The sequence below is a fragment of the Bradyrhizobium barranii subsp. apii genome (genome assembly GCF_011516635.5).
GTDB classification, from domain to species: Bacteria; Pseudomonadota; Alphaproteobacteria; order Rhizobiales; family Xanthobacteraceae; genus Bradyrhizobium; species Bradyrhizobium barranii.
Window position 1 is genome coordinate 1,927,277 of record NZ_CP096255.1, and the last position, 13,174, is coordinate 1,940,450.

Genomic DNA, 13,174 nt, shown 5'->3' on the forward strand with positions numbered 1-13,174 from the left:
TGCGTTTTGGCCCGGTGGAGATGCCTTACGCCACCATCAGCATGTAGAACACGATGACCGGCGACAGCGTCAGGATCACCGACCAGATGCCGGCGGCCCAGAGAATGTCCTCGGTGGTAAAGCTCTGCTGTCCGGCGTCGTAATGCGACGCCACTTCATTCCGGATATTCACAACACGCCCCCGCGATTTCTTCGCTTATGGGCGCCAGTGATAGCCGCGATGTTTTAAGAATCCGGATCGCAATTTCGGGCGCATTCGAACACAGGTGCTACCACGGATTAACCATGCCGGCGCGGTGCACGCGTTCGCGCGGGGGTAACTACGGGGCACGTTCTTACCCTCCCCCTCCAGGGGAGGGTGAAGGACTCGCGCCGCCGCTAAACCCACTCACTGTATTTCCTTCTGATCTCGTCGATGTAGTCCGCGCGCGATTTCACCTCATCCGCGGTCAATCCGATGTCGCGCCGCAGCCAGTCGGATAACTCGGGGATGTCCCGGGTTCTGTTGAATTTCTGAAGAGGTCGGCGTTGCCCACCTTGAGCCGGTAGGCTCGGGGTGCTGATTCCACAAAGGAGAGCAACGCCATGACGAGAGATATCACACCGGCTGGTTGGCCGGCGACCGGGGCTGTGGAGAAATCATTTGCGGAAGTGCGAGCGAGCTTCGATCGGTTCTGCCTTGCGGCAGGAATCGAGGCGCTCGGCACGATGATGGAGGCGGATGTGACAGCGGCCTGCGGGCCGCGCCACGGTCGTGATGCGGCGCGGCGGGCGCACCGTTGGGGCCGAACGCGGGGGCGGATCGGTTTCCACGGCGGCAAGATCGAGGTCGATCGCCCGCGGGTCCGGGGCATGGACGGCCGCGAGGTCACGATCCCGAGCTGGGAAACGGCGGCGCAGGAGGACTGGCTCGGTCGCTGGGCGATGAACCTGATGCTGATCAATGTGTCGACGCGCCGGTTCGGCCGCGCCGTCCGGCTGCCCGAGGGTGACGTGCCGGCACCGCCCGGATCGGGGATTTCGAAGTCGGCGGCCTCGCGGAGGTTCGTGGCTCTGTCGGCGGCGCGGCTGGCCGACTTCATGGCTGCCGATCTGTCCGCGCTCGACCTTCTGGTGGTCCAAATCGACGGGCTGCATCTCGACGACGATCTCGTGCTGGTGGCCGCGATCGGGGTTGACGGCGAAGGCAACAAGCATCCGCTGGCGCTGGTGGAAGGGGCGACCGAGAATGCAGCAACGGTTCAGGCCCTGCTGGACAACCTGGTCTCGCGCGGGCTCGACCCGACGGTGCCAAGACTGTTCATCGCCGACGGCGCGAAGGCGTTGTCGAAGGCGATCCGCCGCACCTTCGGTTCGGCCGCTGCGATCCAGCGCTGCCAGATCCACAAGGCGCGCAACATCATGGAACGCCTGCCGAAAGAGCATCATGCGGCCACCCGCCGGGTGCTGCGCCAGGCCTGGGAGCTCGATGACGCCGACAAGGCTGAAAAATTGATCCGCAATCTCGCGCGTCGACTCGACCAGCAATGGCCCGGCGTTGCGGCCAGTATCCTCGAAGGCCTCGACGAAATCCTGACTGTCGTCCGGTTGAAGTTGCCGAAGGAGCTTCGCCGATCGCTCGCCTGTACCAATATCGCCGAGAACATGATGGGCACCATTCGCCGCGTCACGCGCAACGTTAAACGCTGGCGGGATGCCGGTATGGCCTTGCGATGGGTCGCGGCCGGTATGATCGAGGCCAACAAGGGCTTCCGACGATTGAAGGCGCATAAGCAATTGTCGGTTCTGCGTGCGGCCCTTCAAGCTCACCACGATCGCATGACAATCAAGTCCGTTGCCCACGTCACGAGGGCTGCGTAATATTCATTCCGGCAACGTCGACCCGACGTAGTTCAACAGCGATCGGGACATCCCCGATAACCTCGCATATGAAACGCGTTCCCATGCCGCCTTCAGCGCATCGCGCCACTGACGAATGTCCATAGGTCGATCTCTTTCCGGATTGAGATGGTGTCGAGCGGACACGACGCTGCCTTCCCTCTCCCGCACGGGGAGAAGGGGGTGGCGGCGTGCGTGTGAAGAGAGGAAGCGGAGGCGCTACGCGGCGACTTTCATCCGCCGCTCGATCTCGCGGTCGATCTGGGCTGCGAGCTCGCTGCTCACTTCCACCATCGGCAGGCGCACTTCGGGGCTGTCGATCAGGCCGCACCGCCACAGCCAGTACTTCGCCGGCGCTGGGCTCGGCTCGGTGAACAACAGGCGCGTCAGCTCGGCGACCTCGTGCCAGCGCGCCTGCGCCGCGTCGTGGTTGCCTCGCTTCACCTCGGCATACACGGCCGCAAACGTCGCGGTCTCGACATGGGCGGATAGCACGATGCCGCCGTCGGCGCGGTCGGTGAGCGCCTCAAGGTAGTTCGCATCCTCGCCGGTGAGCACGCGAAAGCCCTTCGGCCTGTCGCGCAGGAGCGCGATGGATTGCTCGCGGTTCGCGCCGCAATCCTTCAGCCCGACGATGTTCCGATGTTCGGCAAGCCGCAGCAGCGTCTGGTTGGTGATGTTGACCGAGGTGCGATAGGGGATGTTGTAGAGCGCGATCGGCCACGCCGCGTGATCGGCAAGGGCTTCGAAATGAGCCAGCAGCCCGCGCTGCGAGGGCCGCACATAATAGGGGCTCGCGATCAGATAACCGTCGATCGGCCAGTCCGCGGTCTCGTCGAGGCGTTCCTTCAGCCGCGAAGTGTCCGCGCCTGACAGTCCGAGGCAGATCGGAATGCTGCGGCGCCCCCCCGCCATCTCGTCGCGCACGATGGCGACGAGGCGCTCGAGCTCGGCCGCGCGCAGCGTCATGCCTTCGCCGGAGGTCGCCCCCAGGATGAAGCCGTCGACGGCCTGCCCGCCATAGTGTCGCGTCAGCCGCCGCAGCGACCTCTCGTCGAGAGCGCCGTCGCGAAACGGGGTCACCAGCGGCAGCCAGAGTCCGTGCAAATGATCTTGTAGACCGGTCATGTTCCATCTCCTTCTCGGGAAAAAAACCTGAGACGGAGGGCACATGAAAAAACCCCGTCCAGGCGGCGGGGTTTCGGGATTTGCTTGCGATGACGAAGCTGTGTTAGCGCGCGCAAAAATCCGAGGTCCCCGGATGGGGGCCTTTTTTCGAGGCGACTGCCTTGAACGAGATTGCGCACGACTTCGTGATCATTCGCAAATGATGCGGGGTGTACGTGGAACTGTCAATACACGCGGAACGTGAAACCAGAATGGGACAGAAAAAAAGCCGGGCTCAAGCGAGCCCGGCTTAAGGTATTGGCCACGTGAGGCCGACACAATCACCTTCCAAGAGGGATTATTGAACTCCCGCGCCACTGGAGGAGGGGGACAAATGCGCAACGCGAAGGCTCAGCGTGGAAACATTATGGGCTCGACGAGCGCCATGCAGCAACCGTCCAGGTCGCATGTCAGACATGCGGAAATCAGGAAGGCCAGCGCTGCGCCTTGCTCACCACGAAGTCGCGGAACACCTGCACGCGCGCGACTGTCTTCAACTCCTCGGGATAGACGAAATAAGTGTCGAGCTGGATCGAATCCGATTCTCCGAACAGCTGCACCAGGCGGCTCTGTTCCTCGATCAGATAGTCCGGCAGCGCCGCGATGCCGAGGCCCTGCTGACAGGCGCGGACAAGGCCGAGGATGTTGTTCACTCTGAAATAGGCCTCGCGCGGACCAGAGCCGTTGCGGCCGGCTTCGACCAGCCAGTTGCGGTTCTGAAGATGCGGCGCGAAGTTGCCGTCGGAGAGCGTGATGATGCGGTGGGAGTCGAGCTCCTCGAGCGTGCGCGGCGTGCCGAAGCGCTTGATGTAATCCGGCGAGCAATAGGCGTGGAAGCCCATCGCGAACAACTTGCGCTGGATGAGATCCGGCTGCGTCGGCTTGCGAGTGCGGATCGCGACGTCCGCCTCGCGCATCGACAGGTCGAGCTCCTCGTCGGTGACGATCAGCGAGATCCGGATCTCCGGATAGAGCGCAGTGAACTCGCCGAGCCGCGGGATCAGCCAGTTGATGCCGACGCCGGGCGTGGTGGTGATCTTGAGGTCGCCGCTCGGCCGCTCGCGGCTGTCGGTCAGCTTGGCGCGCGCCGCCTGCAGCTGCATGAACACGTCATGCGCGGTGCGGAAGAGCAGGTCGCCCTGCTCGGTGAGGATCAGGCCGCGGGCATGGCGGTGGAACAGTGAGACCGAGAGCTCCTGCTCCAGTGCCGAGACCTGGCGGGACACCGCCGATTGCGACAGGCCGAGCTGCTCGCCCGCATGCGTGAAGCTGCCCGCTTCCGCCGCCGCGTGAAACACCTTCAGCTTGTCCCAATCCATATCCGTAAATCCGTCGCGTGTTCGAGGCATGATCTTTATTCCGCTGCAGCGCGCTCGCTGGCGCGCAGGGCCAGGAAACGTTCGGCTTCGAGAGCTGCCATGCAGCCGAGGCCGGCAGCCGTCACGGCCTGACGATAGGTCTCGTCGGCAACGTCGCCGGCGGCGAACAGGCCGGGCACCGAGGTGGCGGTCGAGTTCGGGGCGACCTCGACATAGCCCGACCGTTTCAGCTTGACCTGGTCCTTCACGAGCTCGGTCGCCGGCGCATGGCCGATGGCGATGAAGACACCGTCGGTCTTCACGTCCGTGAGCGCGCCGGTCTTGACGTTCTTCAGTCGCACATGGGTGACCTTGTTCGGGTTCTCGGTGCCGCAGATCTCGTCGACCGCGGAGTCCCAGACCACCTTGATCTTCGGGTGCTTGAACAGACGCTCCTGCAGGATGCGTTCGGCGCGGAAGTGATCGCGGCGATGCACGATGGTGACCTGCGAGGCATGGTTGGTGAGGTAAAGGGCTTCCTCGACCGCGGTATTGCCGCCGCCGACCACCACGACGTCCTTGTTGCGGTAGAAGAAGCCGTCGCAGGTGGCGCAGGCCGACACGCCACCGCCCTGGAATTTCGTTTCCGACGGGAGCCCGAGCCAGCGCGCCTGCGCGCCGGTGGCGAGGATGACGGCGTCGGCGAGATAGACGTCGCCGCTGTCGCAGGTGAGGCGGAACGGCCGCTGCATAGTCTCCAGCTTGGTGACCAGGTCGGAGACGATCTTGGTGCCGACATGGACCGCCTGCTTCTCCATCTGCTCCATCAGCCAGGGGCCCTGGATCACGTCGGCGAAGCCCGGATAGTTCTCGACGTCGGTGGTGATGGTGAGCTGGCCGCCCGCCTGGATCCCCTGGATCAGGATCGGCTCGAGCATCGCGCGCGCTGCGTAGATCGCCGCCGTGTAGCCGGCGGGGCCGGAGCCAATAATGACGACCTTTGCATGAACAGTGGCAGACATTTTGACGGACGCCTTTCACGGGGGATCTGCAGCGCGGGTGCGGAACGTGCCGGGAGGCGTCGCGGAAGCGCTGAAATATCAGAGCTAATCTAAGCCTTCTGGTGAGCTATGCAAGAATTGCATTCCCTGTCGGCGGATTTTTCCAACAGGGAACAAAAGTCGATTGCACTGCACGCGCAATAAAATTGCGCAATTGCTGCGGACTGGCTATGAGGATTGCGTCAAATCCACCAATACAGCCGCAAAGGCCAGGAGTTCCAATCACGTGTCGCGGAACCTAGACGAGATCGACCTGAAAATTCTCACCGAGGTCCAGGCCGACGGTCGAATCACGAATGTCGAGCTGGCCAAGCGCGTCGGCATCTCGCCACCACCTTGCCTCCGCCGCGTCCGCGCGCTGGAGGAGGAGGGCTATATCCACGGCTATCGTGGCCTGCTCGACGCCCGCAAGCTCGGCTTCGACGTCACCGTATTCGCCGCGGTGCACCTGTCCAGCCAGGCCGAGGCCGATTTGCGCGCCTTCGAGGAGTTCGTCCGCGCCGAGCCCCTGGTGCGGGAATGCTGGATGCTGTCGGGCGAGGTCGATTTCATCCTGAAATGCGTCGCGCCGGACATGGCCACCTTCCAGGATTTCGTGACGCACCTCACCGCCGCACCCCATGTGCGTAACGTGCGCACGTCGCTGGTGCTGCATAATTCGAAATACGAGGCGGCCGTGCCGCTTGATGTGAAGGGGAGAAGGTAAGCCTTCTCCCTCTCCCGGTTCTTGCGGGGAGAGGCACACGGCCCTCGCAATACCCCGAAACAAAAAGGCCGCGCAGGGCGCGGCCTTTTCAAAACATCATCGCGCCTGGCGGCAAATCCTTACCGCCACTCTACCTTGGTGATCTCATACGCCTTGGCGCCGCCGGGGGCGTTGACCTCGACGGTTGAACCCTTCTTCTTGCCGATCAGCGCGCGCGCGAGCGGCGAGGTGATGGAGATGCGGCCCTTCTTGGCGTCGGCCTCGACCTCGCCGACGATCTGCCACACCGTCTTCTTCTCGGTGTCCTCGTCGACCAGCGTCACAGTGGCGCCGAACTTGATGGTGTCGCCGGACAGCTTGGAAATATCGATGATGTCGGCGCGCGCGAGCTTGTCCTCGAGCTCGGCGATGCGGCCCTCATTGTGGGACTGCTCTTCCTTCGCGGCATGATATTCCGCGTTCTCCGACAGGTCGCCGTGCGAGCGCGCTTCCGCAATATGCTCGATGATGCGCGGACGGTCCTCGGACTGGCGCTTCTTCAATTCTTCCCCGAGCGCGGCAAAGCCGCCCGCTGTCATCGGAACCTTTTCCATCTCTTCTCTCGTCCTTCGGCCGCGCGCCCCGGCAAGACACAGGGCGCGGCAACCTTGATTCGTCAGTACTTCCGGGGCTGAGTATACGGCCACCGGAACGGTTATGTGGGTCTGGCGCCGGAACAGAACAACCACAACGGCCGGACAGTTCCTCCGGCCATTGTGGCTTCATTGCCAGTCACTTAGCGGAAGCGTCGCCGTTGCTAGCGATCAGGTTTCCGAAAAGTAGCTCTGCAGGGTACGAACCTCAAGGTCCCCGCCCAGATAGGCGCGGATGCCCTGCGCGGCCGCCACGGCCCCGGAAAGAGTGGTGTAATACGGCACTTTATGCAAGAGGGCCGCGCGCCGCAGCGAGCGGCTGTCGGCGAGCGCCTGCGGGCCCTCGGTAGTGTTGAGGACGAGCTGGACGTCGCCATTGGTGATGGCATCGACGATGTGCGGCCGTCCCTCAAGCACCTTGTTGACCCTCTCGGTCGGGATGCCCTGATCGGTCAGGAAGCGCGCCGTGCCCGATGTCGCCAGCACCTTGAAGCCGAGCGAATGCAATTCGCGAACGGCCTCGGCGATGCGCGTCTTGTCGCTCTCGCGAACCGAGATGAACACCGTGCCCTTGCGCGGCACCCGCGTGCCGCCGCCGAGCTGACTCTTGGCAAAGGCTATCGCGAAGGAGCTGTCGATGCCCATGACCTCGCCGGTCGAGCGCATCTCGGGGCCGAGCACCGTGTCGACGCCGGGGAAGCGGGCGAACGGAAACACCGATTCCTTCACGCCGACATGCTTGAAGTCCGCCTTCTTCAGCTTGAAGTCGGCGAGCTTCTCGCCGGCCATGATGCGCGCTGCGATCTTGGCGACCGGCGTGCCGACCACCTTGGCGACGAAGGGCACCGTGCGCGAGGCGCGCGGGTTGACTTCGAGCACGTAGATCTCGCCGTCCTTGATCGCGTACTGCACATTCATCAGGCCGACGACGTCGAGGCCGAGCGCCAGCTCACGCGTCTGCCGCTCCAGCTCCTCGATCATCCTGGCATCGAGCGAGTGCGGCGGCAGCGAGCAGGCGCTGTCGCCGGAATGGATGCCGGCTTCCTCGATGTGCTCCATGATGCCGACGATGAAGGTGTCCTTGCCGTCGCAAAGGCAGTCGACGTCGATCTCCGTGGCATCGGACAGATAGCGGTCGAACAGCAGCGGGTTCTTGCCGAGCACGGTGTTGATCTGCCCGGTCTTGTCGTTCGGGTAGCGCGCCTTGACGTCGGCCGGCACCAGCTCCGGCAGCGTGCCGAGCAAATAGTCGCTGAGCTGGTTCTCCTCGCGGATGATCTGCATCGCGCGGCCGCCGAGCACGTAGGACGGGCGCACCACCAGCGGCAGGCCGAGATCGGTTGCGACCAGGCGCGCCTGCTCGACCGAATAGGCGATGCCGTTCTTCGGCTGCTTCAGCCGGAGCTTGTCGAGCACGCGCTTGAAGCGATCGCGGTCTTCGGCAAGGTCGATGGCGTCGGGCGAGGTGCCGAGGATCGGCACTTCGGCAGCTTCCAGCGCGCGCGCCAGCTTCAGCGGGGTCTGGCCGCCGAACTGCACGATCACGCCGTGCAGCGTGCCGTTCGTGCGCTCCTTCGCGATGATCTCCAGCACGTCCTCGGCGGTGAGCGGCTCGAAATAGAGCCGGTCGGCGGTGTCGTAGTCGGTCGACACCGTCTCGGGGTTGCAGTTGACCATGATGGATTCGTAGCCGGCGTCATGCAGTGCGAAGCAGGCGTGACAGCAGCAATAGTCGAACTCGATGCCCTGGCCGATCCGATTGGGCCCGCCGCCGAGGATGATGACCTTCTTCTTGTCCGACGGCGAACTCTCGTCCGCGGGCGCGCCCGCAAACAGCGCCTCATAGGTCGAATACATGTAGGCGGTGGGCGAGGCGAACTCGGCCGCGCAAGTGTCGATGCGCTTGTAGACAGGGCGGATGTCGAGCGCGTGGCGCTTCGCTGTCACCTCGGCCTCCGTCGACGCCACCAGCACGGCAAGCCGCGCATCGGAGAAGCCCATGGCCTTGAGCGTGCGCATGCCGAAGGCGTTGCCCGGCAGGCCGTTCTTCCGGACCTTCTCCTCCATGTCGACGATGCCGCGCATCTCGCTGAGGAACCACGGATCGATCTTGCAGGAGTTGAAGATGTCCTCGTTCGACCAGCCGAGCCGCATGGCCTGGGCGACCTGGAGCAGCCGGTTCGGCGTCGGCGTGCCGAGCGCGGCGCGGATCGCGTTCTTGTCGTCGTGCTGGCCCAGCCCCTCGATCTCGATCTCGTCGAGCCCGGTCAGGCCGGTCTCGAGTCCGCGCAGCGCCTTCTGCAGGCTCTCCTGGAAGGTACGGCCGATCGCCATCACTTCGCCGACCGACTTCATCGACGTGGTTAGCGTGGTCGATGCGCCCGGGAATTTCTCGAAGGCGAAGCGCGGAATCTTGGTAACGACGTAGTCGATGGTCGGCTCGAACGAGGCCGGCGTCGCGCCGCCGGTGATGTCGTTGGCGATCTCGTCCAGCGTGTAGCCGACCGCGAGCTTGGCTGCGACCTTGGCGATCGGGAAGCCGGTGGCCTTGGAGGCCAGTGCGGACGACCGCGACACGCGCGGATTCATCTCGATCACGACCATGCGGCCGTCTTCGGGATTGACGCCGAACTGCACGTTGGAGCCGCCGGTCTCGACGCCGATCTCGCGCAGCACCGCCAGCGAGGCGTCGCGCATGATCTGGTATTCCTTGTCGGTCAGCGTCAGCGCCGGCGCGACCGTGATGGAGTCGCCCGTGTGCACGCCCATCGGATCGAGGTTCTCGATCGAGCAGACGATGATGCAATTGTCTTTCTTGTCGCGCACGACCTCCATCTCGTACTCTTTCCAGCCGAGCACGGATTCTTCGATCAGCACTTCGTTGGTCGGAGACGCGTCGAGCCCGCGCTCGATGATGTCGAGGAACTCTTCCTTGTTGTAGGCGATACCGCCGCCGGTGCCGCCCATCGTGAAGGACGGGCGGATGATTGCGGGCAGGCCGATCTCGGACAGCGCCATCAGCGCCTGGCCGAGCGCATATTCCTGGTAGCGCTTGCGGCGGTCGCTTTCGCCGAGCACCCATTGCCGTTCGTGTTCCTCGAGGGCGGCACCCGACAGTTTCTCGCGTTCGGCCCGGTGCTTGTCGCGGAAGGACTTCTTCAACTCCGACGCGTTGGCGAGCCGCGACTTTGGCGTCTCAAGCCCGATCTTGGTCATGGCCTCGCGGAACAGCTGGCGGTCTTCCGCCTTGTCGATGGCGTCAGCGGTCGCGCCGATCATCTCGACGTCGAACTTTTCCAGCGTGCCCTGCCGGCGCAGCGACAGCGCGCAGTTCAGCGCGGTCTGTCCGCCCATGGTCGGCAGCAGCGCGAAGCCGCCGGGAATGACGTGACGTTCCTTCTCGATGATCTTGGCGACGATCTCGGGCGTGATCGGCTCGATGTAGGTGGCGTCGGCCAATTCCGGGTCGGTCATGATGGTGGCCGGGTTGGAATTGACGAGGACGATGCGATAGCCCTCTTCCTTCAACGTCTTCACCGCTTGCGTGCCCGAATAGTCGAACTCGCAGGCCTGGCCGATCACGATGGGACCGGCGCCGATGATCAGGATGGTGGTGATGTCTGTACGTTTGGGCATCAACTCTCGCCGAAGTGGAATTTGGGCACAAAAAAAGGGCGCGCTTGCCGCGCGTCCCCTTGAGCCGAGAGCGCGGGGTCTCCCCTCGCGCGCGGGTGGGTCTTAGACCAGTTTTCGGGGCGGCGAAACCCCGAAAAACGCCCATCAACCGGCAATTTTGACGGGTTTTGGACGTGCGTGCCAGCCACGGGCGAGATGCACCAGCAGCGAGGCTGCAACGCTCGATCCGCCGATCCAGCCAAGGTCGGTTGGCGAGAGGGTGGCCAGCACCGCGCCACCCAGGGCCCCGCCGATGGCGAAGCCGAGATACATGGCGGAGGCGTTGAGCGAGAGTGCGATCATCGAGGCCTGCGGCTCGATCCGGATGATGCTGGCGATCTGAGCCGGATAGAACGCCCAGCCCGAGATGCCCCAGAGGAAGATTGCGCCCAGCACCGCATAATGCGCCTGTCCCGGCATCAACTTCAGGACCAGCGAATGCAGGATCAGGGCGCTCGCCATGCCGGCGAGCCCGAGGCCTGCGGTCGCGAGCGTCCCGAGCCGGTCGGCCAGGACGCCGCCCAGCATATTCCCGATGGCGGCGGCGCCGCCGAACACCAGCAGCGCGAGGCTGATCTGCGCGGCGTCGAAGCCGAGGCCGTGCAACGGGACCGCGAAATAGGTGAACACGGTGAAGCCGCCGACCGCCCATAAGATCGTGATCAGAAGCGCGATCACGACATTGCTGTGACGCGCCACCGCCAGCCGTTCGCTGAGCGAGGCGGTGTTGCGCGGCAGGCCGCGGGGCAGGCCAAGAAGCAGGCCGGCAAGCGCAACCGCGCCGATCAGGGCCACCATGGCAAAGGTCGCGCGCCAGCCGAGCAGGCTGCCGACGAGATTGCCGAGCGGGACGCCGATCACGGTTGCAACCGTGAGGCCCGAGGTCACCAGCGCCACCGCGCGGCCGCGCCGTTCGGGCGCGGCGACCGCCACCGATACGGCGAGCGCCGTCGGCATGCACAGTCCGGAGCCCAGCGCCATCAGCATGCGGGAGGCCAGCAGCAGGGCGTAGCTGGAAGCCACCGTCGCAACGAGATTTCCGGCGATGAAGGTCGATAGCGCCAGGGCCAGCACGGTGCGGCGGTCGATATTGTTCAGCGTCACCGCCAGGATCGGCGAACCCACCGCATAGGTGAGGGCGTAGGCGGTGACCAATTGGCCGGCGGCCGGGACGGAAATCGAAAGATCGGCGGCGATCGACGGCAAAAGCCCTGCAATGACAAAGCCTTCGGTACCAATCGCGAAGGCCGCGAGAGCCAGCCAGAACACGCTCATTGGACAATATCCCTATGTTCAACGTTTATTGAACTATTGAATGCGATGGTCGAGAAGTCAATTGGTTCAAGAACTATTGAACATCACGGTCAGTTTGCTATGATTCCGAACCATGAGCCGCACACCCCTTCATCCCACCCGCGAGCAGATCGAGCTGCCGATGGTTCTGGATTGCCTGAGCGATCCGATCCGGTTGGCCATCGTCTATCAGCTCGCCCAGCAGGAACGTGTCAGCAGCGAACTCTGCTGTGGCGACTTCAGTGGCCTTTCCGGCAAATCCAACCTCGCCTACCATTTCGCCAAGCTGCGCGAATGCGGCCTGATGCTGACGCGCGTGGCGGGCACCAACCGCTTCATGCGGCTCCGCCGCGAAGATCTGGACGCGCGCTTTCCGGGGCTGCTCGATGCTGTCCTCAGCTCCGCAGCCAAGGATGCCGACCGGCTACAGCTGCTGTCGGAGTGCGAAACGGCCGAAGTGGATTGAATTTGAGAGTTTTCGAGAATTTGCTTTGGGCGGTCCGTCGAAGCGTGCCCGTCTTCGCCCTTCGGGCTTCGCCGAGGCAGCCTTCGCACGATACGGCTTGCCTAGCCGAAGCTGGCGGAGCCAGCGAAGGCTGGAGACCCGGCCTGGATTTGAACCAGGATGAAGAGCGTTGCACCGCCCTCGCGTAGACGCTTCCGCCACCGGGCCGCGACGATCTTTACCTATCGGCGTGTGACAAGCCACCTCGGGCAGTCATTATGCTTAACGGACCAGAGGCGCCCGCGCGATGAAGGTCATGCGCCAGCGATTATGGCCGATATTGGTGTGGGCGCGCTGGACAGCGAAGCCGGCCGCGGTCAGCTTGGCGACGATCTCGTCCTCGCCATAGCGCTGAAGCCCGATGCGCGTGCGCAGATGACGGTAATCTGACAGCGCGGTGCTGATCAGCCCGATCAGCGCGTCCTTCAGGAAGCCGTGACGCAGGCCGAAGCTGAGCAGCGCCATCACATCCCTGAACATGCCGACATTGGGCTGCAAGATATCTCCGAGCACGAGCTTGCCGGACGGGGTCAGCAATCGCCGGATGTTCACAAGCGCGGCATCGAGCTCGTCCGGCGTCATGTATTGCGCGACCGAGTTCATCACCGCGAGGTCGATCGACTGGTCCTGCATTTTGCGGACGTCGTCGAGGGAGCGGACGCGGATCTTGGTGTTCGGGGCAAATCGCGCGATCAGCCGGCCACGCACGCCGGGGGCGGGCTCGGCGAGAATCAGCTTGCCGCAGGCCGCGGCCACCTGGCTCGCCGACAGCGCCTCGCCGCAGGCATAGTCGAGCACGGTCGCCTCGGGCGATGAGATGTAGCCGATGATGTCCCGCGCGATGATCTGGAAGTGCAAGTCGCGATGCAGCTTGCTGACATAGATCGTATGCGTGGAGTCGTAATAATCGATCCAATCGTCCATGGTATTTCGTAGGTCCCGGCCAAACGGTTCCTGTC

The 13,174-nt window shown here is 64.0% G+C and carries 11 protein-coding genes and 1 tRNA gene; 3 read left to right on the forward strand and 9 right to left on the reverse strand.

Annotated features, from left to right (window positions below; translation table 11 throughout):
- Positions 1 to 25 precede the first annotated feature (25 nt).
- Complete coding sequence (locus HAP41_RS09175) at positions 26 to 172, reverse strand: hypothetical protein (protein ID WP_166103352.1); 147 nt, start codon at positions 170 to 172, stop codon at positions 26 to 28.
- Between the two features lie 413 nt (positions 173 to 585).
- Between HAP41_RS09175 and HAP41_RS09180 the strand changes: the two genes are divergently transcribed.
- Positions 586 to 1,860 carry an IS256 family transposase gene (locus HAP41_RS09180; RefSeq protein WP_166064748.1) on the forward strand — a complete coding sequence of 425 codons (1,275 nt, stop codon included), beginning with the start codon at positions 586 to 588 and terminating at the stop codon, positions 1,858 to 1,860.
- 237 nt (positions 1,861 to 2,097) lie between these two features.
- Here HAP41_RS09180 and HAP41_RS09185 read toward each other — a convergent pair whose 3' ends face one another.
- The 3 genes from HAP41_RS09185 to trxB all read right to left on the reverse strand — a co-directional run bounded on the left by HAP41_RS09185 (position 2,098) and on the right by trxB (position 5,365).
- Positions 2,098 to 3,006, reverse strand: a complete 909-nt coding sequence (locus HAP41_RS09185) for a 4-hydroxy-tetrahydrodipicolinate synthase family protein (protein WP_166103349.1) — start codon at positions 3,004 to 3,006, stop codon at positions 2,098 to 2,100.
- 464 nt (positions 3,007 to 3,470) lie between these two features.
- Complete coding sequence (locus tag HAP41_RS09190; RefSeq protein ID WP_027534296.1) at positions 3,471 to 4,394, reverse strand: LysR family transcriptional regulator; 924 nt, start codon at positions 4,392 to 4,394, stop codon at positions 3,471 to 3,473.
- 5 nt (positions 4,395 to 4,399) lie between these two features.
- A complete protein-coding gene (gene trxB, locus HAP41_RS09195; protein ID WP_166103345.1) occupies positions 4,400 to 5,365 on the reverse strand; it encodes a thioredoxin-disulfide reductase in 966 nt (321 codons plus the stop codon).
- A gap of 265 nt (positions 5,366 to 5,630) precedes the next feature.
- Between trxB and HAP41_RS09200 the strand changes: the two genes are divergently transcribed.
- Positions 5,631 to 6,110, forward strand: a complete 480-nt coding sequence (locus HAP41_RS09200; RefSeq protein ID WP_028150670.1) for an Lrp/AsnC family transcriptional regulator — start codon at positions 5,631 to 5,633, stop codon at positions 6,108 to 6,110.
- Between the two features lie 119 nt (positions 6,111 to 6,229).
- On the opposite strand, the gene greA is transcribed toward HAP41_RS09200, so the two are convergent.
- The 3 genes from greA to HAP41_RS09215 all read right to left on the reverse strand — a co-directional run bounded on the left by greA (position 6,230) and on the right by HAP41_RS09215 (position 11,692).
- Entirely contained in the window at positions 6,230 to 6,703 is a 474-nt protein-coding gene (gene greA, locus HAP41_RS09205) for a transcription elongation factor GreA (protein ID WP_007596674.1), read from the reverse strand.
- A 210-nt stretch (positions 6,704 to 6,913) separates the two neighbouring features.
- Positions 6,914 to 10,378, reverse strand: coding sequence for a carbamoyl-phosphate synthase large subunit (carB, locus tag HAP41_RS09210; protein ID WP_166103338.1), 3,465 nt, complete (start codon positions 10,376 to 10,378; stop codon positions 6,914 to 6,916).
- Between the two features lie 144 nt (positions 10,379 to 10,522).
- Positions 10,523 to 11,692, reverse strand: a complete 1,170-nt coding sequence (locus HAP41_RS09215) for an MFS transporter (protein ID WP_166103334.1) — start codon at positions 11,690 to 11,692, stop codon at positions 10,523 to 10,525.
- Positions 11,693 to 11,804: 112 nt separating this feature from the next.
- Between HAP41_RS09215 and HAP41_RS09220 the strand changes: the two genes are divergently transcribed.
- Positions 11,805 to 12,176, forward strand: a complete 372-nt coding sequence (locus tag HAP41_RS09220; RefSeq protein WP_071909605.1) for an ArsR/SmtB family transcription factor — start codon at positions 11,805 to 11,807, stop codon at positions 12,174 to 12,176.
- Positions 12,177 to 12,307: 131 nt separating this feature from the next.
- On the opposite strand, the gene HAP41_RS09225 is transcribed toward HAP41_RS09220, so the two are convergent.
- Together HAP41_RS09225 and HAP41_RS09230 are read right to left on the reverse strand one after the other, a co-directional pair.
- Positions 12,308 to 12,383: transfer RNA gene (locus tag HAP41_RS09225), tRNA-OTHER, on the reverse strand.
- A gap of 54 nt (positions 12,384 to 12,437) precedes the next feature.
- Positions 12,438 to 13,139 (reverse strand): class I SAM-dependent methyltransferase, encoded by a 702-nt coding sequence (locus tag HAP41_RS09230; protein ID WP_166103331.1) that lies wholly within the window; start codon positions 13,137 to 13,139, stop codon positions 12,438 to 12,440.
- Positions 13,140 to 13,174: the final 35 nt, after the last annotated feature.

What these genes read in the sequence shown, in the direction of transcription:
- HAP41_RS09180 (WP_166064748.1), top strand. Translation starts at nt 586, where the DNA reads ATGACGAGAGATATCACACCGGCTGGTTGGCCGGCGACCGGGGCTGTG.
- HAP41_RS09185 (WP_166103349.1), bottom strand. Translation starts at nt 3,006, where the DNA reads ATGACCGGTCTACAAGATCATTTGCACGGACTCTGGCTGCCGCTGGTG.
- HAP41_RS09190 (WP_027534296.1), bottom strand. Translation starts at nt 4,394, where the DNA reads ATGCCTCGAACACGCGACGGATTTACGGATATGGATTGGGACAAGCTG.
- trxB (WP_166103345.1), bottom strand. Translation starts at nt 5,365, where the DNA reads ATGTCTGCCACTGTTCATGCAAAGGTCGTCATTATTGGCTCCGGCCCC.
- greA (WP_007596674.1), bottom strand. Translation starts at nt 6,703, where the DNA reads ATGGAAAAGGTTCCGATGACAGCGGGCGGCTTTGCCGCGCTCGGGGAA.
- carB (WP_166103338.1), bottom strand. Translation starts at nt 10,378, where the DNA reads ATGCCCAAACGTACAGACATCACCACCATCCTGATCATCGGCGCCGGT.
- HAP41_RS09215 (WP_166103334.1), bottom strand. Translation starts at nt 11,692, where the DNA reads ATGAGCGTGTTCTGGCTGGCTCTCGCGGCCTTCGCGATTGGTACCGAA.
- HAP41_RS09220 (WP_071909605.1), top strand. Translation starts at nt 11,805, where the DNA reads ATGAGCCGCACACCCCTTCATCCCACCCGCGAGCAGATCGAGCTGCCG.
- HAP41_RS09230 (WP_166103331.1), bottom strand. Translation starts at nt 13,139, where the DNA reads ATGGACGATTGGATCGATTATTACGACTCCACGCATACGATCTATGTC.